Raw genomic sequence first — 21,654 nt, forward strand, 5'->3', positions numbered from 1 at the left:
GCGACGTGGCCTATGAGGCTTATGCGGCTTTTTCAGCCAACAGCGCGGCCGTATCTTTTGCCCCCATGGTCTGCGCCAGCGAGGTCGCCGTCATGCCCCGGCTGTCGACCGCGTCGACGGCGGCGCCGCGTTCGATCAACAGATTGAGGATGTCGGTGCGGTTGAACATGGCCGCCATCATCAGCGGCGTCTTGCCGTCCGGGCTGGCGCCTTCAATATTGGCGCCATGGGCCAGCAGCAGTTTGGCGATGTCGAGGTATCCTTTGTAGGCGACGCCGGCCAGCGGGGTCTGGCCCTGGTCGTTGGGCACGTTCGGGTCGGCGCCGGCTTCGAGCAGCACGCGCGCCGTGTCCAGGTGGCCGTGATAGCAGGCCAGCATGATCAGGCTGTCGCCTTTCTCGTTGCGGAAGCTGACGGGCAAGCCCTTGGCCACCATGCCGGCCAGGCGTTCGGCTTCGCCGGCGCGCACCAGATTGAAAACGCCGCGTATGAATTCCAGGGTGTCCGCGTCCATCACCGGGGCCGGCGCTGCCGTCTTGTCATTCTCTGCCATGTCGAGCTTTCATCAGGTTAGTTTCGGGATGACGATAAGTATGCCTACGTTCGATTTTAAGCGATGTACGCTGTCGCACGCGCAAGGCAGGGTCGCGCGAATAGCGGACTCAAGGAATGATCTTCTTGCGGCCTATCACCTGACAGCCGGTTTTCCCGCACACTTTGCGTGAGATCAAGGGCATTGCCGGGCGTCCGGCGCTAGCATGGTTTGGGTACGCAACCCGCGTACGACATGCAGCGGATAAAAAGGGGGGGAGATATGGCGATCGAACGTAAGCAGCAGGCGAGGGCGTTTGCATGGGTGGCCGCGATGTTGATATCGGGCGCGGCGGTGGCACAGTCAGCAGGCGGGCAGAGCGGCTCCGGCGGTCAAAGCGGCCAGACGGGACCGGGCGGACAGTCCGGCGCGGCCGGCACGGGCGGCCAAACCGGGCAGAGCTCCCGCAGCGGCCAAACCGATACCGCCGGTCTCGGCGCAAAGCCAGCCCAGCGGGCATCGCAGCGGGTCGGCGACGCGTTGGCCGTGGTGCGCCAGCTGGAGGCGGAACCGCGCATGAAGCAATTGCTGCAACAGGCAAAAGGCGTGCTGATCGTGCCGTCCTATGGCCGGGCGGCGCTGGGCGTCGGCGCCCATGGCGGCGCCGGCTTGTTGCTGCTGAAAGGGGCCGACGGCGGCTGGAGCGGGCCGGCGTTCTACGATTTGGGTGGCTTGACGGTCGGGCTGCAGGCGGGCGCGCAAGGCGGACCGATCGCGCTGGTTCTCAATAACGAGAAGGCGGTCGGCGAGTTCATGAAGAAAAACAATCTCGCGCTGAGCGCCGACGCCGGTCTTACGGTGCTGAACTGGAGCAGGCTGGCGCAGGGAACGGCGGGCACCGGCGACGTCGTGGCCTGGAGCGGGACCAAGGGCTTGTTCGGCGACGTGGTCGCGGTGGGCATCAACGATATCCGCTTCAACCAAAGCCTGACCAATGCTTACTATGGCCGGACCTTGTCGCCAAGGGAGATCGCGGCGGGCACCGCCAGCAATCCGCAGTCCGAACCGCTGCGGCAGGCGCTGGGCCAGGCGGCGACCATCGCCCGTTGACGCCGGAAGCGCCGCCGCGCTGCGACGCCTCGGTCTAGACCGGAGATGCCAGCGGGGCGGACGGCGCCGTCCGGGCTTCGTCCCGCTGGACGATCGCCAGCTCGCTGGTGAAATCCGCCAGTGCTTGTTGATAGCGTCCGGCCAGCACGTCGCCTTGGCGCAGGGACATGCTGGCCACGGGCAGCTTGTTGCACATCGCCGCCATCGACGTGAGCGCGTCCCGGCCGTCGCCGCCGGCGGCCGTGCAGAACAGTCCGACCCGGCGGAAATGCTCGCGCTGGCGCAGGATGTAGCGGCGCATCGGCGCGCTCATGTTCCCGGCCCAGACCGGCGTGCCCAGCACAATGAAGGGGTAGTCCGAAGGGCGGCGTTGCGGCGGCGCGATGTCGCCCGGCGCCTTGCGCCATCCCTGCCATGCGGAACGCATGAAGCCGAGGGCGCCGTCGCGCGGGTGCAAGTCCTGAAGCCGCTCGACGTCGGCGCCGCAAGCTTGGGCCAGCGCATCGGCCAGTTTGGCGGTCGTTCCGGTGCGAGAGTAGTACACGATGAGGCATAGTTTCATGGCAGCTCCTTTTCAGCGCATGGCGACCGGCGGGGCGGGGTCGTTGCTGGTTTGACCAATAGGGGTGACGACGGTTCCCCGCCGTGCCGATTGTCCGCCGCCCGTCGCCATCGGTGCTGCGCCGGCGCAAATGCCGGTGCGCGCACCTGGGCGGGTTGCTAGTAACCCGATGTGCGGGACGAATGGTCAGGCCGCGATTTTTCAGGTAAGCTGGCGCCGTTGTGGCCAAAAGCCACCGCCGTATCGGGAGAGACCGTTCCAGCACAGGCTGACGAACGGCGCCGAAGGAGCAACCGCCCCGGAAACTCTCAGGCAAAAGGACCGATACAGCACTTTACACTCTGAAGAGCGGCAGGACTTGGACGTCGTCCACCCGCACCGAAGGAGCAAACGCTGCCGCCATCGCGGCCCGGCGTGAATCTCTCAGGTCCAGAACAGAGGGGGTGTCTTTGCGCATGTGCGCCGAGACCATCCCCTTTGACGGTCTGGAGTCCCCCATGAAAACAATAGCAATCATTGGCGGCGGCATCACCGGCGTCACCACCGCCTACGCCCTCGCCAAACGCGGCTTCGCCGTCACGCTGCTGGAACGCCACCGCTATGCGGCGATGGAAACCTCGTTCGCCAACGGCGGCCAGCTGTCGGCCTCCAACGCGGAAGTGTGGAATCACAGCTCCACCATCGCCAAGGGCCTGAAGTGGATGTTGAGGAGCGACGCGCCGCTGCTGGTCAATCCCACACCGAGCTGGCACAAGCTGTCTTGGTTCGCCGAATTCATCGCCGCCATGCCGCACTACCGCGACAACACCGTCGCCACCGCGCGGCTGGCGCTGGCCGCGCGCGAGCACCTTTTCCAATGGGCCAGGGACGAGGACATCGCCTTCGACCTCAAGCGCGAAGGCATTTTGCACATCTACCGCGACCGCGCCGGATTCGAGCACGCCGCCGGGGTCTCGAAACTGTTGCTGCAGGGCGGCCTGTCGCGCCGCGCCGTCACGCCGGAGGAGATGCGCGCCATCGAGCCGACCCTGCGCGGCGACTACTACGGCGGCCACTACACCGTCAGCGACAGCACCGGCGATATCCATAAATTCACCACCGGCCTGGCGCGGGCGGCGCAACGGCTGGGCGCCGACCTGCGCTTCGGCCAGCACGTGACGGCCATGCGGGCCGGCGTCGACGGCGTCGACATCACCGTCGAGGCGGACGACTCCGGCGCCACGCGCCGCTACGACGCGGTGGTCGTTTGCGCCGGCACCGCCAGCCGCGCGATGGCGGCGATGCTGGGCGACCGCGTCAACGTCTATCCGGTCAAGGGCTATTCGATCACGGTGCACCTGGACGACGCCGCCAGCCGGGCGGCCGCGCCGACCGTCAGCCTGCTCGACGACGCGACCAAGCTGGTGACCAGCCGGCTGGGCGACGAGCGTTTCCGCGTCGCCGGCACGGCGGAGTTCAACGGGTTTAACCGCGATATCCGCGCCGACCGCATCGCGCCGCTGGTGAACTGGGTGCAGCAATGCTTCCCGGGGGTGGGCACGCGCAGCGTGACGCCGTGGGCGGGACTGCGGCCGATGATGCCCGACCTGATGCCGCGCGTCGGACGCGGCAGGGCGCCGACGGTGTTCTACAACACCGGCCACGGGCACCTGGGCTGGACGCTGTCGGCGGCCACGGCCGAGATCCTGGCCGAAACGGTGGGCGCGGCGGGCCGCTAAATTAAATCCCGGTTAATCTGGGCGTAATGTTGGTTGCTTACAGTCACCCCAATGCAACGAATTGTGGGGTGGTCATGATCGATACCATAGCTTTGCCGGCCGGCGCTGCCGCCCGCGCGCCGGCCCCGCCGCCGGGGCGGGCGCGGCGCGCGACGCGGTTCGCCGTCGAGCGCTACGGGCCGGGCCAGGAAGGCCGGCGCGAACTCGAAGCGTTCATCGCCGCTTCCTTTCGCGACGCCTACGGCGCCGAGGTCAGCCATTTTTGCGACGTGCTGCTCGGTTGCCGCGACGGCCACGGCCGTTGGGTGGCCGCGCTCGGCTACTCGCTGGCGGCCGACGGCCCGGTCTTCCTCGAGCAGTATCTGGACACGCCGATCGAGTCGGCGCTGGGCGGGCGCGCCGGCGCGCCGGTGGCGCGCGCCGACATCGTCGAGGTCGGCAACCTGGCGTCCGGCCACCCGGGCGCGGCGCGCGCGCTGATCGTCAGCACCACGCGCCACCTGCACGCGCAGGGCTTGCGCTGGGTCGCGTTCACGGCCACCGTCAGCCTGCTCAATTCCTTCACCCGCCTGCGGCTGCAGCCGCAGGTGCTCGCGCCTGCCGATCCGGCGCGCCTGGCCGATGCCGGCCGGCGCTGGGGCAGCTATTACGACACCCAACCTAAAGTGATGTTTGGCGACATCCGCTACGGCTATGCACAACTTACCTGACCTTGTCGATCCACTTGCGGGCCGCTTCGGCGCCGGCGCGCCGGTGCTGAGCGACGGCGCGCACACCCTTGACGGCGCCGCGTTGCGCCAGCGGGTGGCGCAGATCTGCGCCGTGCTGCTGGCGCGCACGGCGCCGCGCGCGCCGGTGGCCATCCTGGCCGACAACAGCCCCGAATGGCTCGCCGTCGACCTGGCCACCCAGCAGCTCGGACTGACCCTGGTGCCGCTGCCGCTATTTTTCACCGCGGCGCAATGGATGCATGTGCTCGCCGACAGCGGCGCCACCGCGCTGTTTTGCGCCAACCCCGCGCAGGGCGCGGCGCTCGGCTTCGTCGGCGCCGTTGCCTGCGGCGGCGCGCTGGTGCTGTGCGAGGCGGCCGACACCGCCGCCGCGCGCCCCCCGGACGCGCTGGCCGGCATCCAGAAGATCACCTTCACCTCCGGCACCACGTCGACCCCGAAGGGCGTCTGCCTGAGCCTTGAGCAGCAGTGGCAGGTGGCGCGGGCGCTGCGCGACGGCGTCGCCGGCCTGGCACTGGAGCGCCATTTGTGCCTGCTGCCGTTCGCCGTGCTGCTCGAGAACATCGCCGGCCCGTACACGGCGCTGCTCAGCGGCGCCACCACCATTTGCCCGCCGCTGGCCGAGACCGGGCTGGCCGGCGCCAGCCGCTTCGATCCGCTGGTGTGCCTGGCGGCCATCGAACGGCACCGCCCGCACAGCATCATCGTGCTGCCGCAGATGCTGCAGGCGCTGGTGGCGGTGAGCGCGCCAAACGATCCGCGCCTGGCCAGCCTGCGCTTCGTGGCCGTCGGCGGCGCCAGGACGCCGCCGCGGCTGCTGGCGGCGGCGCGCGCGCGCGGGCTGCCCGTGTTCGAGGGCTATGGCCTGTCCGAGTGCGCCTCGGTGGTGGCGCTCAACCTGCCCGGCGCGGCACGCGAGGGCAGCGTCGGCAAGCCGCTGGCGCACCGTCCGGTGCGCATCGCCGCCGACGGCGAGATCGAGGTCGGCGGCGACGCCGCGCATTATCTGGGCCAGCCGCCTGGCCGGCCGGGCGACTGGCTGGCCACGGGCGACCTCGGCCACCTCGACGCCGACGGCTTCCTGCACATCGACGGGCGCAAGAAGGACATCCTGATCACCGGCTACGGCCGCAACGTCTCGCCCGAATGGCCGGAAGCGGCGCTGCTGGGCACCGGCGCCATCGGCCAGGCGCTGGTGGTCGGCGACGCCCAGCCGTATCTGGCCGCGCTGATCGTGCCGCTGGCCCCCCACATCGGCGCCGACCAGATCGCCGCGGCGGTGGCGCGCGCCAACCTCGACCTGCCCGACTACGCCCAGGTGCGGCGCTGGTCGCTGGCCGAGCCGTTCACGCCGGCCAACGGCCAGGCCACCGCCAACGGCCGTCCGCGCCGCGCCGTCATCCATCAACATTACGCGCCGCAGATCGCGGCGCTATACGACACCACGGAGACCACCGCATGAATTTCTTCGACACCCTCAAGGCCGGCTCGGAGCCGGAGCGCCAGCGCCTGTTCGCCATCCCGATCATCCAGGACGCGCTGCGCGGCCACGTCACCACCGCCCAGTATGTGGCCTTCCTCGGCCAGGCCTACCACCACGTGCGGCACACGGTACCGCTGCTGATGGCCTGCGGCAGCCGCCTCGACGCGCGCCGCGAATGGCTGCGCGAGGCCATCGCCGACTATATCGCCGAGGAGGTCGGCCACCAGGAATGGATCTTGTCCGACATCGAGGCGTGCGGCGGCGACGCCGACGCCGTGCGCCACGGCCGGCCGCACCCCAGCACCGAGTTGATGGTCGCCTACGCCTACCACCAGGTCGACCGCGGCAACCCGGTCGGCTTCTTCGGCATGGTCCACGTGCTCGAGGGCACCAGCACGGCGCTGGCCACGCACGCGGCCGAGACCATGCGCGGCGCGCTCGGGCTGCCGCCGCAGGCGTTCAGCTATCTGAGCTCGCACGGCAGCCTCGACCTCGAACACGTGGCCTTCTTCGAAACGCTGATGAACCGGCTCGATGCGAGCGACGACCAGGGCGCCGTGCTGCACGTGGCGCGCATGATGTACGGGTTGTACGGCGACGTGTTCCGCAGCCTGCCGCACGGCGCGGCGTTGTTCGACGGCGGGGCCTGACGTGGGCGCGCGCATCCCCGCCCGCCACCGCGCGGTCATCACCGGCGCCGGCGGCGGCATCGGCGCGGCCATCGCGCGCCGGCTGGCGCCCGGCGCCGACGCGCTGATCCTGGTCGGGCGCCGCGCCGCGCCGCTGCAGGCGCTGCGCGCCGAGCTGCCGGTGCCGGTGCAACTGGTGTGCGGCGACCTGACCGAGGCGGCCACGCTGGCGGCCATCGAGTCGGCCGCGCGCGCCGCCGGCGGCGTCAACCTGCTGGTCAACAACGCCGGCGTGAGCGGCTTCCACAGTTTCGAGACGCAGCCGGCCGACGCCATCCGTGCCATGCTCGACACCAATCTGCTGGCGCCGATGTTGCTCACGCGCCAGCTGTTGCCGCTGCTGCGGCAGGCGCCGTCGGCGCAGATCGTCAACATCGGTTCGGTGCTCGGCGCGCTCGGCTTTCCCGGCTTCGCCGCCTACGGCGCCAGCAAGGCCGGCCTGGCCGGGTTTTCGCAGGCGCTGCGGCGCGAATTGTCCGACACCGGCGTCGAGGTGCGCCACTTCGCCCCGCGCGCCACCCGCACCGGCATCAACAGCGAGGCCGTCAGCGCCATGAACGGCGAACTGAAGACGGCCGAGGACACGCCCGAGGCGGTCGCCGCCGAGTTCATCGCCTTCCTCGAAGGCGCCGCCTGGCAGCGCACGCTGGGCGCCGGCGAGCGCTTTTTCGTGCTGCTCAATAAGCTGCTGCCGGGCCTGCCCGACGGCGCGATCCGCAAGCAATTGCCGGTGATCCGCAAACACCTGCCCAAGTAAAGGAAATCGACCATGCAAGCCACCACCATGAAACACTTCCGCCGCCGCGCGCTGGCGCTGCTGGCCGCCGCCTGCCTGCCATGGGCCGCGCTGGCCGGCGTGCCGGAGGATGTCGCCAAACTGCAACAGCAATGGGAGCAGATCCGCTACAAGACGCCGGCCGACGCCCAGGAGCCGCAGTACGAACGCCTGCTGGGCGAGGCGCGCGCCAGCGCCGCCCAGCACCCGGGCAGCGCCGACCTGCTGATCTGGCAGGCCATCATCGAATCGACCTACGCCGGCGCCAGGGGCGGCCTGGGCGCGCTGTCGAACGCCAAGAACGCGCGCCAGGCGCTGGAGCAGGCGCTGGCCATCGATCCGGACGCCCTGGCGGGCTCCGCCTACACCAGCCTGGGCTCGCTGTACTACCAGGTGCCGGGCTGGCCGATCGGCTTCGGCGACGACAAGAAGGCGCTCGAGCTGCTTAAAAAAGGGTTGGCGGTCAATCCGGACGGCATCGATCCGAACTTTTTTTACGGCGACTACCTGTTCCGCAAGGGCGACTACGCCGAGGCCGGCCGCGCGCTCAACAAGGCGCTGCAGGCGCCGCCGCGTCCGGGCCGCAAGGTGGCCGACGAGGGCCGTCGTGCCGAGATCCAACAATTGCTGGACAAAATCGCCGCCAAGCGCAAATAATCGGACAGGGAGGCGGCCACTTGAGAATTTTGCTGGTAGAGGACGATCCACTGATCGCGAGCGGATTGCTGGTGGCGCTGCGGCGCGCCCATTACACCGTCGAGCACGTGGACGACGGCCCGGCCGCGCTCGCCGCGCTCGGCCACAACCACTTCGATCTGGCGGTGCTCGACCTGGGCCTGCCCACGCTCGACGGCACCGAGGTGCTGCGCGCGGTGCGCGCCGGCGGCGACCCGATCCCGGTGCTGATCCTGTCGGCGCGCGACGCCACGCGCGACCGCATCGCCGGGCTCGATCTGGGCGCCGACGACTACCTGGTCAAACCGTTCGAGCTCGACGAGCTGCTGGCGCGCCTGCGGGTGCTGGCGCGCCGCCGCAGCGGGCGCCAGGTCAACCAGTTGGTGCTGGGCGCGCTGGTGTTGCAGCCGGAGAGCCTGGCGGCCAGCTGGCAGGGCCGGCCGGTCGAGCTTCAGCGGCTCGAATTCCTGCTGTTGCAACAGCTGGCGGAAAACCCGCGACGCGTGTTCAACCGCGCCCAGCTCGAGGAGACCCTGTACGGCTGGGGCGAGGGCGCCGAGAGCAACACCATCGATGTCCACGTGCACCACCTGCGCAAGAAAATCGCCCCGGCCATCATCAAGACCGTGCGCGGCGTCGGCTACCGCATCGGCGACCTGGCGCCATGAGCACCAAACTGTATTCCGGACGGCGCCGGCTGGTGGCGGCCACCTTGCTGTGCATGCTGGCCATCTTCGGCGGCATCGGCCTGGGCGCGCACCACGTGGCGCGGCGCGAGTCCGACGAGCTGTTCAGCGCGCGCCTGGCGACGTCGGCGCGCGTGCTCGAGGCGCTGGTGGCGCATCAACTGACGTCGGCCACGATCAACAAGCCGTTGGTGATCGCGCTGCCGCGCGAGCTCGAGACCAGCACCAGCAACGAGCCCAAGGTGTACGGCCACCGCTACGAGACCAAGATCGCGTTCCAGGTGTGGCGCGACGACGGCGCCTTGCTGGCCAAATCGGCGTCGGCGCCGACGGTGGCGCTGGCGCCGCTGCGGGCCGGCTTTTCCGAACATCCGATCGGCGGCGTGCCGTGGCAGGTGTTTGGACTGCGCTCGGGCAACGTCTGGGTGCTGACGGCCGAAAAGGACGAGGTGCGCCAGGAGATGTCGCACGACGTCGGCATGTCGATCCTGACCCCGCTCGCCGCCGGCGGTGTGCTGATGCTGGTGGCCGTCAACTTCCTGTTGCTGCGCAATATGCGGCCGCTGTCGTCGCTGGCCGCGCTGATCGCCGCGCGCGCGCCCGAGTCGCTCGACATCGTCGAGCTGCCGGCCACGCCGCTGGAGCTGGCGCCCATCATCACCGAGCTCAACCACCTGCTCGACCGCATCCGCGCCGCTTTCGAGCGCGAACAGCGCTTCCTCAACGCGGCCGCGCACGAGATCCGCACGCCGATCGCGGCGGTGCAGCTGCACATGGAAAACGCGCTGCGCGCGAGCACGCCGGCCCAGCGGCAAAGCTCGCTCGAATCGGCGATGGCCGGGGCGCGCCGCACCAGCAAGCTGGCCGAGCAGCTGCTGGCACTGAGCCGCATCACCGCCGGCGGCGACGCCTGCCAAATGCAGCGGTTGTCGCTGCGTGCGCTGTGCTGCGAGGTGATCGGCGCCGTCGAGCCGCTGATCGACCGCCGCGGCCAAAGCGTCGGCCTCGACGCCCAGCACGAGTGCCATGTGCGGGGCGAGCCGTCGCAGCTGCAGCGCATGCTGCAAAACCTGATCGATAACGCCTCGGTCCATGGCGCCGCCCACGGCGACATCCTGGTCACGCTCGACGCCGTCGACGGCATGGCGCTGCTGGGCGTGTCGAACGACGGCGTGCCGATCCCGGACAACGAGCTGGCCAACCTGTTCACGCCGTATTACCGGCTACCGGGCGCGGCCGTCGGCGGCCACGGGCTGGGCCTGGCCATCGTCAAGGAGATCGTCGACCAGCACCACGGCCGCATCGTCGTGCAGACCAGGGAAGACGGGCGCGGCACGCTGGTGCTGGTGAGTTTGCCGCTGGCGTAGTGCGCCGCGCGATCGCCGGGCGCCCCTCACATCCGCTGTCCCGGCAGCAGGCTGGCCTGGCGCACCCATTCGGCGAACCGGATTTCGTCGAGCGGGTCTTCCGCGCGGACGTCGAGGTGGCGCACACCGGCTGTTTTGGACGCGCCCGGCGGCAGCGGATCGAGAAAGCCGCCGTTGAAGAAGGTCACTTTCACATACGTGGTGAAACAATGGAAGCCCAGGAACCAGCCCTGGTCGGCGATTCCGTATAGGGGCGTGTTCCATTTGACCGCCTTGGCCACGCCGGGGACGGTGCGGACGATGATCTCGTCCAAGCGTCGTCCAAGGTCGCTTTTCCAGCCCGGCATGGCTGCGATGTAGGCCTGCACCGGCGCGTCGCCGTAGGCCTTCGGAATTTGCGGATTGCCGCCCGAAAGGAGGGCCGGCCCGGTTGTGGTAACGGGTTTTGTCGCCATGGCGTCAGCTCCACGGATGGATGGGTGAACCGTCCAGGATACCCGATTGTACGCCGATCACGCCCGCCGCGTCGGCGCATCGGTGCAGGCGCCAGCCGTCTACCGAGCGGCGGCCCGGACGACCCGATTTCTGCCATCATGCTTGGCCTGGTACAGCGCCTTGTCGGCCGCCTGGAACAGCGCCGCCGGCTCGGCGCCATGGTCCGGGTAGCCGGCCACGCCCAACGACGCGGTGGTGCGCACGGTGTGGCCGCCGTGCGTCACCTGGAGCGCTTCGATCAAGCCGCGAATGACCTCCGCGCGCTGCGCCGCCAGGCCGATGTCGCAATCGGGCAGCAGCACGACCATCTCCTCGCCGCCGAAGCGGCAAGCCACGTCGCACGCGCGGATGTTCGTCAGCAGCACCTGCGCCACCCGCTTGAGGATGGTGTCGCCGCCGTCGTGGCCGTAGGTGTCGTTGGTGCGCTTGAAGTGATCCAGGTCCAGGACCACGATCGCCAGCGGCTTGGCGCTCCGCTGCGAGCGTATCAGTTCGCGCCGCAGCGTCTCGTCCATGTAACGGCGGTTGTACAAATCGGTCAGCGGATCGATGATCGATTGCAGGCGCAAGGTCTCGCGCAATTTGATGTTACTCATCGACATGGAAATCTCTTCGCTCAGTGTGGCGAGCAGCTCGCGCTGGCGGTCGAAGATGTCGTGCTGCGCGGGCGCCGCGTACAGCGTCAGGCACCCCAGCACGGCGTCCTGCGTCACCAGCGGCATGCAGACGCGCGGACCGGCGCCGGCGTGGTCGGCGCTGCCATGCCGGCAATGCAAATCGCCGTCGCCCGCGCAGAAGTGGACGGTGCCGCGCCGCACCGCCCAGCATTGTTCCGGTTCGATGACGTCGGCATCGTCGGCCAGCTCGCCCCATCTGGCCTTGCGCTCCAGCGTATCGCGCGAATTGCGGTACAGGTAAAGGCTGCCGGACACGCCGGGTACCAGCTTCCGGCAGAAAGTGGAGACGATCAGCGATGCCTCTTCGACGGTGGAGACGCATTCGAGCGCGTGCAGCATGTCGGCGCTGACCGCCAGCTGCTGGTTGCGCAGCTCCGACGCGGCGGCGGCGCGGCGCAGCGCCTCGGTGTTTTCCGCCGCCAGCCGTTCGGCGTTGGCGCGCGCGCGCAGCGAGCGCAGGCCGACCAGCAACGCCACCGCCAGCAGTATCATCTCGGCGATATTGACCGCCGCGCTGATGTACATGGCGTTGCGGGCGCCGCGCGTCAGCTTGTCGCGCAACTCGTCGCGGTGGACCGACAGCGACGACAGCTCGCCGCCGATCAGGTTGCGCAGGATTTCCATGTGCGTGCGGCCGGCGCCCGCCGCGACGACCTTTTCGGCGGCGGCGAATCCCTGCTCGCGGCGCATCGCGATCGTCTCGGCCATCAAACCGAGCTTGAGGTCCAGCGAGACCTTGATGCTGGCCAGCGCCTCGCGCTCGCCCGGATCGGTGCTTTCTTGCCACAGCGTCGCCCGCAGCGGCTCGATCATGCTCACGGCCGCATGGTAGGGCTGCAGGAATTCCTCCTTGCCGGTCAGGATGAAGCCGCGCTGTCCGGTCTCGGCGTCCACCACCAGCGCCAGTATCGACTGGTAATGGCGCTCCTTGGCCGAGGTGACTTTCAGCTGCGCCATGGTGTGCTGAACGCTGCGGTTGGTCAGATAGGGCAACGTGCCGACCCCGCCCATGAACACCAGCAAGATGAAAGCGAGCCACTTGATGCGGGATTCACTGGAGATCATGGTCATGGGCGGCGTGTGCATGCCCAATCATGAATCGAAAACATGGTGTCTCAAAGCAAGTTTGTGCGCCGTCGCAGTCCGGCGCGGGGATTCGTCGTGCCGTCGCCACACTCGGCGCCGGGCTGGTTGGCAACGTTCGCAACATTAGCAGACTAGAATAGTTGAATTGACACTCTTGGTCGATAAGTCCGTTAAGATATTGGCATTTAACAATTTTTGGGATGCAGCTTTGATCGACCAGGACCCCGAGCACACCCTCACCTCGCACCTATCGTCGCTGAAGGGGAGTGCGGAACGGCTGCTCACGCTCACGATCCTCTGGCATCCGCAGCTCGAACGCGTCGGCGAACAGGCGTACGCGCGGCCGGGATCGATGGAGATGCCGCTGAACCGCTTCGCGCCGCTGTTCGCGCGGCCGGGCGGCTCGCCGCTGGCGCTGGGCGACCGGCGCATCGCGCGCGACCCCGTGATGCTGCTGCGCGACGCGGCCGACCAGATCACCATCGTCACGCCGCAAAGCCGCATGAGTATCGAGGTCGACGGCCGCATGCTGACGGGCGCCTCGACGCTGGCCGGCCCCGCCGTCGAGCGCGGCGTGGTGCTGGCCCTGGGCGGCGCCGTGCTGCTATGCCTGCACTGGAGCGATCAACTGCCGCGCCTCAACAACAGCAGCACCTTGCTGGGGGTGAGCGGGGCGGTGCTGCGCATGCACGAGCTGATCCGGCAGGCCGCCGGCACGCAACTGCCGGTGTTGCTGCTGGGGGAGACCGGCACCGGCAAGGAGGTCGCCGCGCACGCTATCCACACCGCCAGCGCCCGCCGCGAGCGGCCGCTGGTGGCGGTCAACATGGCCACGCTGAGCGACACCTTGGCGGCGGCCGACATGTTCGGCGCCGTCAAGGGCGCCTACACCGGCGCCCAGAACGCGCGCCGCGGCTGGTTCGCCGAAGCCGGGGACGGCACCGTCTTCTTGGACGAGATCGGCAACACGCCGGTGTCGGTGCAGCCGATGCTGCTGCGCGTGCTGGAGACCGGCCAGTACCGGCCCTTGGGCGCGCCGGCCGACGTCAAGACCGGCGCGCGCGTGATCGCCGCCACCGACCAGGACCTGGGGCCGGGATTCAACCAGGCGCTGCTGCGCCGGCTGGAAGGCTTCGTGATCCGGCTGCCGCCGCTGCGCGAACGGCGCGAGGATATCGGGCTGTTGATCCGCCACATGATGGAGGAATGGGAGCGCGCCGGCAACGCCCCGGCCGTGCTGCCGGTGGCGCTGGTGGACGAATTGTGCCGTTACGACTGGCCGGGCAATGTGCGCCAGCTGGCGATGGTGGTGCGGCGCGCGCTGATCGGCGCCGTGGCCGGCGAGCCGCTGCCGTTCGAGGCGCTGGTGCCCGACGCCGCGCTCGACGCCGACGCCACCGTGCCGCTCGGGGACACGGTGCGCGCGGTGGGGCGGCGGGTGCGGCTGTCGGACCTCGATCACGACGCCGTGCTCGCCGCGCTCGAGGGCAACGGCTGGCGGGTCGGCGCGGCCGCGCAGGCACTCGGCGTGTCGCGGCCGTCGATGTATAAACTGATCGACGATCATCCGGGGATCCGCGCGCCGGCCGCCATCCCGCTCAACGAGTTGAACCGGGTGGTGGCCGAATTCGGCGACGACATCGCGCGCTGCGCGCAGGCGCTCAAGACGCCGAGCGAGGCGTTGCGCCGGCATTTGCGCGGCGTGGGTTTGCTCGGCTGAGGGGCGGTCGGTGCGGCGCGTCTGAGCGCCACCGGCTCATTTCGGGATCGTGCCGGTGCCGCCGACTTCGGCTTCGGGGCCGCCACAGACCGCCGAATACTCCTTAGGTAACAAGTCGGTGATCGGGGACGCGCTCATGGTTAGCGTATTTTTTTTCTGTGCGGCGCGCAGCGCAGCGCTCCGAAGTGGAAGCAACCACGGAGATCAAGAAATTGCGCATGGTAGGGTTCTATGGTTGTTAAGTAGCTGCCTTCGAAAATGGGCGGTCCTGATGGACGGCCACTAACACGACTGAGGTCTGGTCGATGTGGCCGGCACGATCTATTTGACTGGCTTGGCTGATTTGGGCGTGGTGCCCGGACCACCGACTTCGGTTTCCGGATCAAACGTAAACACCCGGATCTCGTCGATCTCGCCAAGTCCACGCGCGATACGAACTGTCATCGTAAACGACAGTTCCCACATGCCGGGGCTGAAGCCGACGTTGAGCGTGGGTTTCCAGTCCTGGGTGATCTGCAGGTAGTCTTTGTCATTCTGGCTTACCTTGGGTGCGAAGTCGAGCGCGAGCTGATAGCTGGCGCCAGTGGCTTGGGTGAATAGCGACGGCGGAAAGTACAGTGTGCGCACGTCGGCGTCACGGCGGGCCACCTTCGGCCGGGTGATGATGGCGCAATCGACAATCTGAAAGGCGACAAACCCAGACTTCCCGGTCCTGTCGCCACCGCCGATGACGCGCAGCGCGAGCTCGTCGCCGGCGATGAAATACAGCGAATCGGCATGCTTACCGCGGGCCGGATTTGAATCGTCCTGCTCGATGGGCGGATCTCTGCGCAACACCGGATCTAATTCGGTGCTGTCCTGGTCGGCATCGAAAGTCACCTCGAGCACGGCGCGGCCTGGTTGGGTGGGTTTGATTGGCTTAACAGGTTTAGGTTTAACAGGCTTAACAGGTTTGACCGGTTTAGTGCTCATCGTACATTTTCCTCAATACTGTTGGAGTAGCGGGGATCGCGCCGAAGCGCGATGAGATTTGGTTCTGATTCGATCAATTTGATCGGATAGCCCAATTTGGTTGCGATGGCGAGGTGGCTCAAGGCCAAGTCGCGCCTGCCGGCAAGTTCGCTGGCGACGGCGGCGCGGAAGCGCACGTCCGGACTGTCGCCGGCCCGTAGCACGGCGCGTGCGATCCAGCCCAGCGCGGCGTCGTCCTTCACGTGTGCAGCGTATAAACCCATCCGACTCAGGTAGGCCTCATTGGTTGGGTCGCGCTCCAGCCTTGGCGCCAGCAAGCGGATCGCTTTGTGATAGGCGCGTTGCGCATCCTCGCCCCGGCCCGGTATCCAGTTAAGCGTGTCGGCCAGGTTGGCCCATTTCAAATAGTCGTTCGGGCTGCCGCGCGCGCCGGAGGCGGCTTGCTCGAATGCGCGTGCGGCGCCGGGGTAGTCCCCGCGCGTGAACAGCACGTTGCCCAGATTGGTGTACAGCGCGCCGCTGGGGTGCACGCGCAAGCCCTGCTGCAGCACGTGCAGCGCTTCGTCGAGTCTGTCGCGGCGCAAAAGTGCCGCGCTAAGATTGGAGTACGCCCGAATACCTTCCGGTTCTAATTGCACACTGCGGCGGAAGGCCTGTTCGGCGCGCGCGTCGTCGCCACGCCGATGATACATCGTGCCCTCGATGTCGTGGCACATGCGTTCCCTGGGCCATTTGCTCTTGCAGACATCGAGTAGCGCGGCAAGCTGGTCGAAGCGGCGTAGCTCAAGCAGCAAAACGAGTTTGGCGTTCAACGCCGACATGTCGAGCGGGTCGAGCGCCAGCGCGCGGTCGGCCGCCGCCAGCGCTGCAGATCTGTCACCCTTCAGCGTCAGTGCCCAAGCCTGAGCGGCGTGCGCCAGCGCCAAGTGGTCGTCCTCATTGAGCGCTGCTTGGGCGCCTGCCTCGGCGAAACGGCGCCAGTTTTCGTCGCGGCCATCGCCGAGGTAACGCATGCTGTAGGCGATCGAGGCGCCAGCGGCAGCCGCCGCGTGGCGCGGATTGCGTTCAAGGATGGAATTGAAGCTTTGTACCGCCTGCTCCAGGGCGCCATCTCGATCGGCCATGCCGAGTTTTTCCATCCCGACCGCCATCGCCTGTGATTCGGAATAGGGCGCCAGCTTATCGAGCCAGTGCACAAGCGGTACTGTCGGCAGCGTCAGCAGCGTTGCCACGGCAGCCCCCGCAGCCGCAGTGGCGAATAGTGGCCACCGCCAGCGTTGCACAAACGTTGGCGGTGTGGTCACCGAGGTCGAGATGGCTTTGGACCGGGACTCGGGCATAGGTGTAGTCTCGGCTTGAGCCGGTGCGTGTGTCGTTGCGTCGTTGCCGAGGGCCGCGCGCAGCGCCGCGACGCGCTCGCGCACCGCCTCCATCGAGGCCAACCGCTGGGCCGGATCGTGCGCCGTCATCTTGCGCACCAGTTCGACCAGCGAGCGGTCGGTGCTGGCGGGGAAGGGCCAGCTGTCGGACGTGGTGTGCACGTGCGCGGCCGCCAGCGCCAGGCCGTTGAGCGTGGCGAACGGGCGCTCGCCGGTGAGGAATTCGTACAGCACCACGCCGAGCGAGTAGATATCGCTGCCACGGCTGAGCGGGCAGCCCATCAGCCGCTCGGGCGCGGTGTAGGCCACGGTGGCGGCGCCGTCGTGCGCGGCCGTCAGGTCGGTGGCCAGCGGATCGACCTTGCGCGCCAGGCCGAAATCGAGGATGCGCACGGCGCCCGACGGCTCGAGCATGAGGTTGGTGGGTTTGATGTCGCCGTGGATCAGGCCCACCCGGTGCGCCTCGGCCATCGCCTCGGCCACCAGGTCGATGATGTCGAGCGCCTGGGCGGCATCGGGTGTCTGGCGCCCGATGCTGGAGCGCAGGGTCGCGCCCGGAACGAGTTCCATGACGATCGCCTGGGCGTCGTCGCATTCCTCGAAGGCGTAGATCTTAACGAAGGCTCGATGCCGCAGCGAAGCGGCGCGGCGCGCCTCGTCGATCAGCGCGTCCGGCGCGGCGTGGTGGTGGGCCGCCTTCAGGCACTTGAGGGCGACCGTGCGGCGCAGCGTCGGGTCCCACGCTTCGTACACCCGGCCGAAGCCGCCTTCGCCGAGGCTGCCGCGCAGTTGGTAATGGCCGAACCGGTCCAGTGTGGCAGGGGAAGTTTGTACAGAAATCATCGCAAACTCCTTGTGCCGCCGGCGGCGGACGCGCATTAGCAAATGGGTAATTGATTATCAATTGGCAAGTATTGAAAGTCAACTTCTATTTGCTGAACAGTCCCATGGGGAACCCGTTGGCGTTATTGCCCTCCAGCCAAAATATCGCGGGCCTGGGCAAAGACCCCCCGCACTGGCTGGTCGCCGAGATCGGTCTCGAATGAGCGCTGCTCATGCATGGCCTGTGCCATGGCATTTTTTTCTTCCTCGGATGCGGCATTGACCAGCAAAATCAAGTCGAAGAAGGACAGGGCAAAACTGGGCCACTCGGAAATATCCAAGCTGTCGTTTCCCAGATTCCGCATTTCGAGGATGATGCCGTCGACCCGGTGCGCCGTTTCGCCGACGTCCGAGCTTAATTCCCGGGTGCCAATGTCGGTCGACGAGTCCAGGCCGGCGCCATACTCCGCGCTAAACCATTTTTGTTTGAAATACTCGGGGTCGTTTGGACTTGCATGGTCAACCTTGTTTTGGTTGGCGATGATCGCGAATCCTTCGAACCGTTCCATTGCGTCGTGTCCCTGGGGCAGTCCTTCCAACCAGGATTTGATGGTGATTTGCGCCGACTCCGCCTCACCGATGCCTGTCGCTACCGTGTCGCCAGGGGGGACATGCTTATAGAGCAGATTGGCGGCACTCGTGTTGGCGGCAACCCCCAGTGCGCTTTGCAAGTGAGGGATCATTTTTGTAAAACGATCCTGTTGGTCTTTCGGCAGCGAGAGAACGACGTCCGCTAAATTGGATCTCGACATGACCGGCGTCCTCGCTTTGGCGTACACGGCTTTTGTATTGCGTCCAAAGACATATAGCGCGATGAGGTGAACGACGCCCTTGAGGCGGGCATCTTCGTTGCCGAAATGCTTTTTTACGAACCCTTCCGCGAAGGGATAGGCGAAGCCGACCAGCTTCTTTTGGGTGGTGTTCGTGTCATTGTTCCCTGCTTCGGCGGCGAGGCTACGCTCCAGCGTAGCCCCCGCCTTGTAATCTCGCTCTCCCGGGCGCGCATTCTCCTTGTTGAAGATGCTTGCCAAGTTGGTATTCGTTTGCCGTGGCTTCGCTCGCCCGAGCAAGCTAAGTAGTTCGTTGACTCGGGCCAGGCTGACCCCGGCAGTCGCCTGAGCCGATGCGGTCATGTTCCCCTCCGATGCAATGCGTACCGTGTCCCGAGCGTGGGGTGCCGCGCTCAAGCCCGTTCCCAGCATCGGTAACAAGGGGGTGGGTAAGACGCCGCCTTCTAGTCCGAGTGCTGTCAGAACGACGGTGCGGATCGCCAGGGTCAAGGCGGCGCGGCCGGCGTCCGACTCTGGAAAGGCGTTGGTCACGAATTCCAGGTCTTGCCCATCTTTCTCAACCTTGACGCCGTTGCCCTCGGCGTAACGTTCCTCGTTATCCTTGTTGTAAGGCTCCCAGTGGGATGGCATGCGGGCCTGTGTGGATGTATTGACGACTGCGGCAGCTGATGTGTCTTCCTTTTTCTCTTCTGCGTCGGCGTGATCACTACTTGACGACGAAGTGGAGTCGGACGAGGACGCTTCGTTGGCCGTGTCGATTTGCACCAGGGTGCCCGATTGGTATGTCTGGAATTCGAACCCCACGGCGCGCTGGATCGGCGCGGAGGCCGAGGGCGCGGTATGTAATTGCATGCTGGCGGCCTCGCCAGGGCCAGGCTGCGTCAGTGCGCGCTCGCCCATTGGATCCGCCTCGTTTTCCTGTATCGGATTCTCGTTCACCCTTGCCCCGCGCACCTGTTCCGTGGGTGACGCGCGCCCATGCGCTTGTTGGACGAGCGTGAGTGCTCGTGGAGAGGCGGCGTCTTGGCTGTTGCCGATTTTTTGTTGCAGTCCGAGGTGCACTGCGGAGGAGGTGCGCTGGTCGACAATTGAGGCCGCCCTCTGGTGCTGTGTGTTCGTGCGTTCTTCTAACTTTGTGCTTTGGCGATTTTCGGAGCTGTAGAGCATGCTAACCTCACAATATAAACGCGCTTTTTCGACGGGTGCCAACGGTCCGATTAATCCTGCTCCCGGCCGGGTTATGGTTTGTTTGAGACGCCACGGTCGGGAGGGAACGGTGGCGACGGACCTCTGCCCGCTGCGGGCCACTCCCGGCGGCTGCGGCCTTACGCGTATCCTTCCGTGTCGTCAGACTCGGCCTCGCGGCCGGGGGACATTCCGTAGGATTCGTCGAAGAATTTGCGTTGCTCGTGACCCAATTCCGCACTTGGCAGGACCCCATAGGCAAATTCAGGGCTCTGCGGCGCGAACGATTCGAGTTCGATTGCGAGCGTATAGGCGGAGGTCCCCACATATTTTCCTTGGAAAAAGAATGCCGCGCCGGCTTCGTTGATCGGGTTTTCAAACTCAGCGCCTTCGTCCAGCGTCGCAAACCCATGCGCCAAATCCATTTGCCGGTCGATAATCAACATAAGTTCGGCCAGCACCTTGTCGTAGTGGGCTGTTAGTATTTTCTTCGGATCATATTTCCAAAACGTGTTGATGGCTTTGACTTCGCCCGCAAAGCCGTCTATCGTATGGCGGTTATAGATGTGCGCCCAGGCCTTCTCCGATATGGTCGTTTCAATAGCCACCACCGGATTGGTGCGTCGTATTGAATTAACCTCCTTTCTTCCAGTTCTTCCGTTGCTTTCGATCTTATAAGATGAAAGCGGCAATTCAGACCGGATACGAATGGCTTGCAAATCTACGCCCAATAATTGTTTGTTCGCTCCTCGGTGATGCAGCAATGGGTCGTCTACGCCGATATATTCGGCAGGCACTTTCTTGACTTTTTTTCCTTTCACGCCATACCAGAGATCCTTATCGAAACGCGGTTTCGTGCTCTTGTCGCCATTGAGATACTCCAAGGTGGCGGTTATCGTTTTGAGGTTGCCGTCAATCTTAGCGACAAAGGCATCTGCCGTTTCATCCATATCGACCACAGCTAGTTTTTTAATGATAGGTAATTGACGCGTCAGCGACCGTATGGCGCGGTCCATCTTTTCAAGCTGTTCTGACTGCTCGGTAATCGCTACACTGTCGTCGTCGTAAATTTCAACTTGGTGATCGTATTTAAAACCGGGGTTGCCGATCGTGTTGCGATACCCGGGCGTGATGTTGTTCCGGATGTTTAATATCGCATTCTTGTCTTTTAACTTGATGTCCTGTTGCTTGTAGAGTGCATCCAACTGCGCCATCAACGGCGCCAGTTGTTCAGGCTTGCTGGTATTTAGAAGTTGTTTCAGAGTGCTCAGCACGTTCCAGAAATCGTCGAGGGTGTCCTGTGATATCGCATGATCCAACTGCGCATCTCCTCCGGTGACCTCCTTTCGTCTCTCGGCATTGGCGTCATCGGCGAAGCGCTGAATCGATCCTTTTGTCTGAAGCGGAGAGTTTGACCTGCCATCCGCCAAGTCTCCGACCGCACCGCGCGCTGATACATGCCCGATTCGCAGAGCTTGCCCGCCCATCACATCGGCCTCCGTTTCCAATTCAACCTCGTCGTTGACGGCGATACCAGCCTTCAGTTGCATGGTTGGGTTCACTCGCCCTTGTGCTTGCTGCACCACGTGCCAAGCTTCATGCGGCAAATGTCGTTCCTGTCCAGGCGCGACATGAATATCGCTTCCCTGCGCGTAGGCGTGGGCGTTGAGTTGCGCCGGCTGTGCCGAGTTATAGTGGACCTTGACGTGGTCCATGCTCATACCAGACAGATTTTCGATACCCGACTTGAGTTGGTCGGGCAAGCCGGTGTTGTTAACTTGGGCCTGCTGGTTCTCCGCCAATTGCGCGGTTGCGGAACCGGTGAATTTTCCCTGTAGCGTTTCGTCGTCTTCGAATGCGGCGCGTTGAACCGGCGCGAATTTTCCTTGCAACGTCTTGTCCTCGTCCTCCATCAGCTGCGCCGGCGCCGCTCCCTCCAGCTCTTCCTCGTCGACCATCAGTTGTTTGACTGGCCGGGAGGCGTTTGCGACCGCGCTTCCATCGATTTTTTGTTTAAGCTGCAGATGGTCGGCTGCGGACGCGCGCTGGTCCATGATCGATGCAGCCCCGTGGCGTTGGGCGACGGGCTGCGCCACCTCGGACTTCGATTGACGGCGGTATGAACTGTAGGACATGGAA

18 protein-coding genes and 1 riboswitch are annotated in these 21,654 nt (G+C 66.0%); of the genes, 10 read left to right on the forward strand and 8 right to left on the reverse strand.

Annotated features, from left to right (window positions below):
• Nucleotides 1-19 precede the first annotated feature (19 nt).
• A complete protein-coding gene (locus BMX85_RS11980) occupies nt 20-553 on the reverse strand; it encodes an ankyrin repeat domain-containing protein (RefSeq protein WP_090317834.1) in 534 nt (177 codons plus the stop codon).
• Nucleotides 554-814: 261 nt separating this feature from the next.
• On the opposite strand from BMX85_RS11980, the gene BMX85_RS11985 reads away from it, so the two are divergent.
• Complete coding sequence (locus tag BMX85_RS11985) at nt 815-1,642, forward strand: lipid-binding SYLF domain-containing protein (RefSeq protein WP_177196729.1); 828 nt, start codon at nt 815-817, stop codon at nt 1,640-1,642.
• Between the two features lie 34 nt (nt 1,643-1,676).
• Here BMX85_RS11985 and BMX85_RS11990 read toward each other — a convergent pair whose 3' ends face one another.
• On the reverse strand, nt 1,677-2,204 hold the full coding sequence (locus tag BMX85_RS11990) for a flavodoxin family protein (protein WP_090317841.1): 528 nt from the start codon (nt 2,202-2,204) through the stop codon (nt 1,677-1,679).
• Between the two features lie 234 nt (nt 2,205-2,438).
• Nucleotides 2,439-2,538, forward strand: a riboswitch (glycine riboswitch).
• Nucleotides 2,539-2,701: 163 nt separating this feature from the next.
• Here BMX85_RS11990 and BMX85_RS11995 point away from each other — a divergent pair.
• From BMX85_RS11995 to BMX85_RS12030, 8 genes are all read left to right on the forward strand, one after another.
• Nucleotides 2,702-3,922 (forward strand): D-amino acid dehydrogenase, encoded by a 1,221-nt coding sequence (locus BMX85_RS11995; protein WP_090317844.1) that lies wholly within the window; start codon nt 2,702-2,704, stop codon nt 3,920-3,922.
• A 74-nt stretch (nt 3,923-3,996) separates the two neighbouring features.
• Nucleotides 3,997-4,632 (forward strand): thermostable hemolysin, encoded by a 636-nt coding sequence (locus BMX85_RS12000; protein WP_090317847.1) that lies wholly within the window; start codon nt 3,997-3,999, stop codon nt 4,630-4,632.
• A complete protein-coding gene (locus BMX85_RS12005) occupies nt 4,616-6,115 on the forward strand; it encodes an AMP-binding protein (RefSeq protein ID WP_090317850.1) in 1,500 nt (499 codons plus the stop codon). The genes BMX85_RS12000 and BMX85_RS12005 overlap by 17 nt, the downstream gene beginning before the upstream one ends.
• Nucleotides 6,112-6,786, forward strand: a complete 675-nt coding sequence (locus BMX85_RS12010) for an iron-containing redox enzyme family protein (RefSeq protein ID WP_090317852.1) — start codon at nt 6,112-6,114, stop codon at nt 6,784-6,786. The genes BMX85_RS12005 and BMX85_RS12010 overlap by 4 nt, the downstream gene beginning before the upstream one ends.
• Nucleotide 6,787: 1 nt before the next feature.
• Nucleotides 6,788-7,582, forward strand: a complete 795-nt coding sequence (locus BMX85_RS12015; protein ID WP_218147326.1) for an SDR family oxidoreductase — start codon at nt 6,788-6,790, stop codon at nt 7,580-7,582.
• A gap of 12 nt (nt 7,583-7,594) precedes the next feature.
• Nucleotides 7,595-8,257, forward strand: a complete 663-nt coding sequence (locus BMX85_RS12020) for a tetratricopeptide repeat protein (RefSeq protein ID WP_229210419.1) — start codon at nt 7,595-7,597, stop codon at nt 8,255-8,257.
• 20 nt (nt 8,258-8,277) lie between these two features.
• Nucleotides 8,278-8,943, forward strand: coding sequence for a response regulator transcription factor (locus tag BMX85_RS12025; protein ID WP_090317855.1), 666 nt, complete (start codon nt 8,278-8,280; stop codon nt 8,941-8,943).
• A complete protein-coding gene (locus tag BMX85_RS12030) occupies nt 8,940-10,328 on the forward strand; it encodes a sensor histidine kinase (protein WP_090317858.1) in 1,389 nt (462 codons plus the stop codon). The genes BMX85_RS12025 and BMX85_RS12030 overlap by 4 nt, the downstream gene beginning before the upstream one ends.
• Nucleotides 10,329-10,354: 26 nt before the next feature.
• On the opposite strand, the gene BMX85_RS12035 is transcribed toward BMX85_RS12030, so the two are convergent.
• Together BMX85_RS12035 and BMX85_RS12040 are read right to left on the reverse strand one after the other, a co-directional pair.
• Nucleotides 10,355-10,783: a DUF1801 domain-containing protein gene (locus BMX85_RS12035; protein WP_090317861.1), complete on the reverse strand. Its 429-nt coding sequence runs from the start codon at nt 10,781-10,783 to the stop codon at nt 10,355-10,357.
• Nucleotides 10,784-10,882: 99 nt separating this feature from the next.
• Nucleotides 10,883-12,586, reverse strand: coding sequence for a diguanylate cyclase (locus BMX85_RS12040; protein ID WP_090317864.1), 1,704 nt, complete (start codon nt 12,584-12,586; stop codon nt 10,883-10,885).
• Between the two features lie 208 nt (nt 12,587-12,794).
• On the opposite strand from BMX85_RS12040, the gene BMX85_RS12045 reads away from it, so the two are divergent.
• Nucleotides 12,795-14,306, forward strand: a complete 1,512-nt coding sequence (locus BMX85_RS12045; RefSeq protein WP_090317867.1) for a sigma 54-interacting transcriptional regulator — start codon at nt 12,795-12,797, stop codon at nt 14,304-14,306.
• Nucleotides 14,307-14,627: 321 nt separating this feature from the next.
• On the opposite strand, the gene BMX85_RS12050 is transcribed toward BMX85_RS12045, so the two are convergent.
• The 4 genes from BMX85_RS12050 to BMX85_RS12065 all read right to left on the reverse strand — a co-directional run bounded on the left by BMX85_RS12050 (nt 14,628) and on the right by BMX85_RS12065 (nt 21,650).
• The gene (locus BMX85_RS12050; RefSeq protein ID WP_143067958.1) at nt 14,628-15,278 is read right to left on the reverse strand and encodes a hypothetical protein; all 651 of its coding nucleotides are present in this window, start codon (nt 15,276-15,278) and stop codon (nt 14,628-14,630) included.
• Nucleotides 15,275-17,500, reverse strand: a complete 2,226-nt coding sequence (locus BMX85_RS12055; protein WP_177196730.1) for a protein kinase domain-containing protein — start codon at nt 17,498-17,500, stop codon at nt 15,275-15,277. The genes BMX85_RS12050 and BMX85_RS12055 overlap by 4 nt, the downstream gene beginning before the upstream one ends.
• A gap of 122 nt (nt 17,501-17,622) precedes the next feature.
• The gene (locus BMX85_RS12060) at nt 17,623-19,497 is read right to left on the reverse strand and encodes a hypothetical protein (protein ID WP_090317875.1); all 1,875 of its coding nucleotides are present in this window, start codon (nt 19,495-19,497) and stop codon (nt 17,623-17,625) included.
• Between the two features lie 158 nt (nt 19,498-19,655).
• A complete protein-coding gene (locus BMX85_RS12065) occupies nt 19,656-21,650 on the reverse strand; it encodes an eCIS core domain-containing protein (RefSeq protein WP_229210420.1) in 1,995 nt (664 codons plus the stop codon).
• Nucleotides 21,651-21,654: the final 4 nt, after the last annotated feature.

Origin of the sequence: Duganella sp. CF517 (genome assembly GCF_900110275.1) — a bacterium.
GTDB lineage: Bacteria > Pseudomonadota > Gammaproteobacteria > Burkholderiales > Burkholderiaceae_D > Rugamonas.

What these genes read in the sequence shown, in the direction of transcription:
- BMX85_RS12050 (WP_143067958.1), bottom strand. Translation starts at nt 15,278, where the DNA reads ATGAGCACTAAACCGGTCAAACCTGTTAAGCCTGTTAAACCTAAACCT.
- BMX85_RS12000 (WP_090317847.1), top strand. Translation starts at nt 3,997, where the DNA reads ATGATCGATACCATAGCTTTGCCGGCCGGCGCTGCCGCCCGCGCGCCG.
- BMX85_RS12065 (WP_229210420.1), bottom strand. Translation starts at nt 21,650, where the DNA reads ATGTCCTACAGTTCATACCGCCGTCAATCGAAGTCCGAGGTGGCGCAG.
- BMX85_RS11990 (WP_090317841.1), bottom strand. Translation starts at nt 2,204, where the DNA reads ATGAAACTATGCCTCATCGTGTACTACTCTCGCACCGGAACGACCGCC.
- BMX85_RS12060 (WP_090317875.1), bottom strand. Translation starts at nt 19,497, where the DNA reads ATGCTCTACAGCTCCGAAAATCGCCAAAGCACAAAGTTAGAAGAACGC.
- BMX85_RS12010 (WP_090317852.1), top strand. Translation starts at nt 6,112, where the DNA reads ATGAATTTCTTCGACACCCTCAAGGCCGGCTCGGAGCCGGAGCGCCAG.
- BMX85_RS12030 (WP_090317858.1), top strand. Translation starts at nt 8,940, where the DNA reads ATGAGCACCAAACTGTATTCCGGACGGCGCCGGCTGGTGGCGGCCACC.
- BMX85_RS11995 (WP_090317844.1), top strand. Translation starts at nt 2,702, where the DNA reads ATGAAAACAATAGCAATCATTGGCGGCGGCATCACCGGCGTCACCACC.
- BMX85_RS12040 (WP_090317864.1), bottom strand. Translation starts at nt 12,586, where the DNA reads ATGCACACGCCGCCCATGACCATGATCTCCAGTGAATCCCGCATCAAG.
- BMX85_RS11985 (WP_177196729.1), top strand. Translation starts at nt 815, where the DNA reads ATGGCGATCGAACGTAAGCAGCAGGCGAGGGCGTTTGCATGGGTGGCC.
- BMX85_RS12005 (WP_090317850.1), top strand. Translation starts at nt 4,616, where the DNA reads ATGCACAACTTACCTGACCTTGTCGATCCACTTGCGGGCCGCTTCGGC.
- BMX85_RS12035 (WP_090317861.1), bottom strand. Translation starts at nt 10,783, where the DNA reads ATGGCGACAAAACCCGTTACCACAACCGGGCCGGCCCTCCTTTCGGGC.
- BMX85_RS12055 (WP_177196730.1), bottom strand. Translation starts at nt 17,500, where the DNA reads ATGATTTCTGTACAAACTTCCCCTGCCACACTGGACCGGTTCGGCCAT.
- BMX85_RS11980 (WP_090317834.1), bottom strand. Translation starts at nt 553, where the DNA reads ATGGCAGAGAATGACAAGACGGCAGCGCCGGCCCCGGTGATGGACGCG.
- BMX85_RS12020 (WP_229210419.1), top strand. Translation starts at nt 7,595, where the DNA reads ATGCAAGCCACCACCATGAAACACTTCCGCCGCCGCGCGCTGGCGCTG.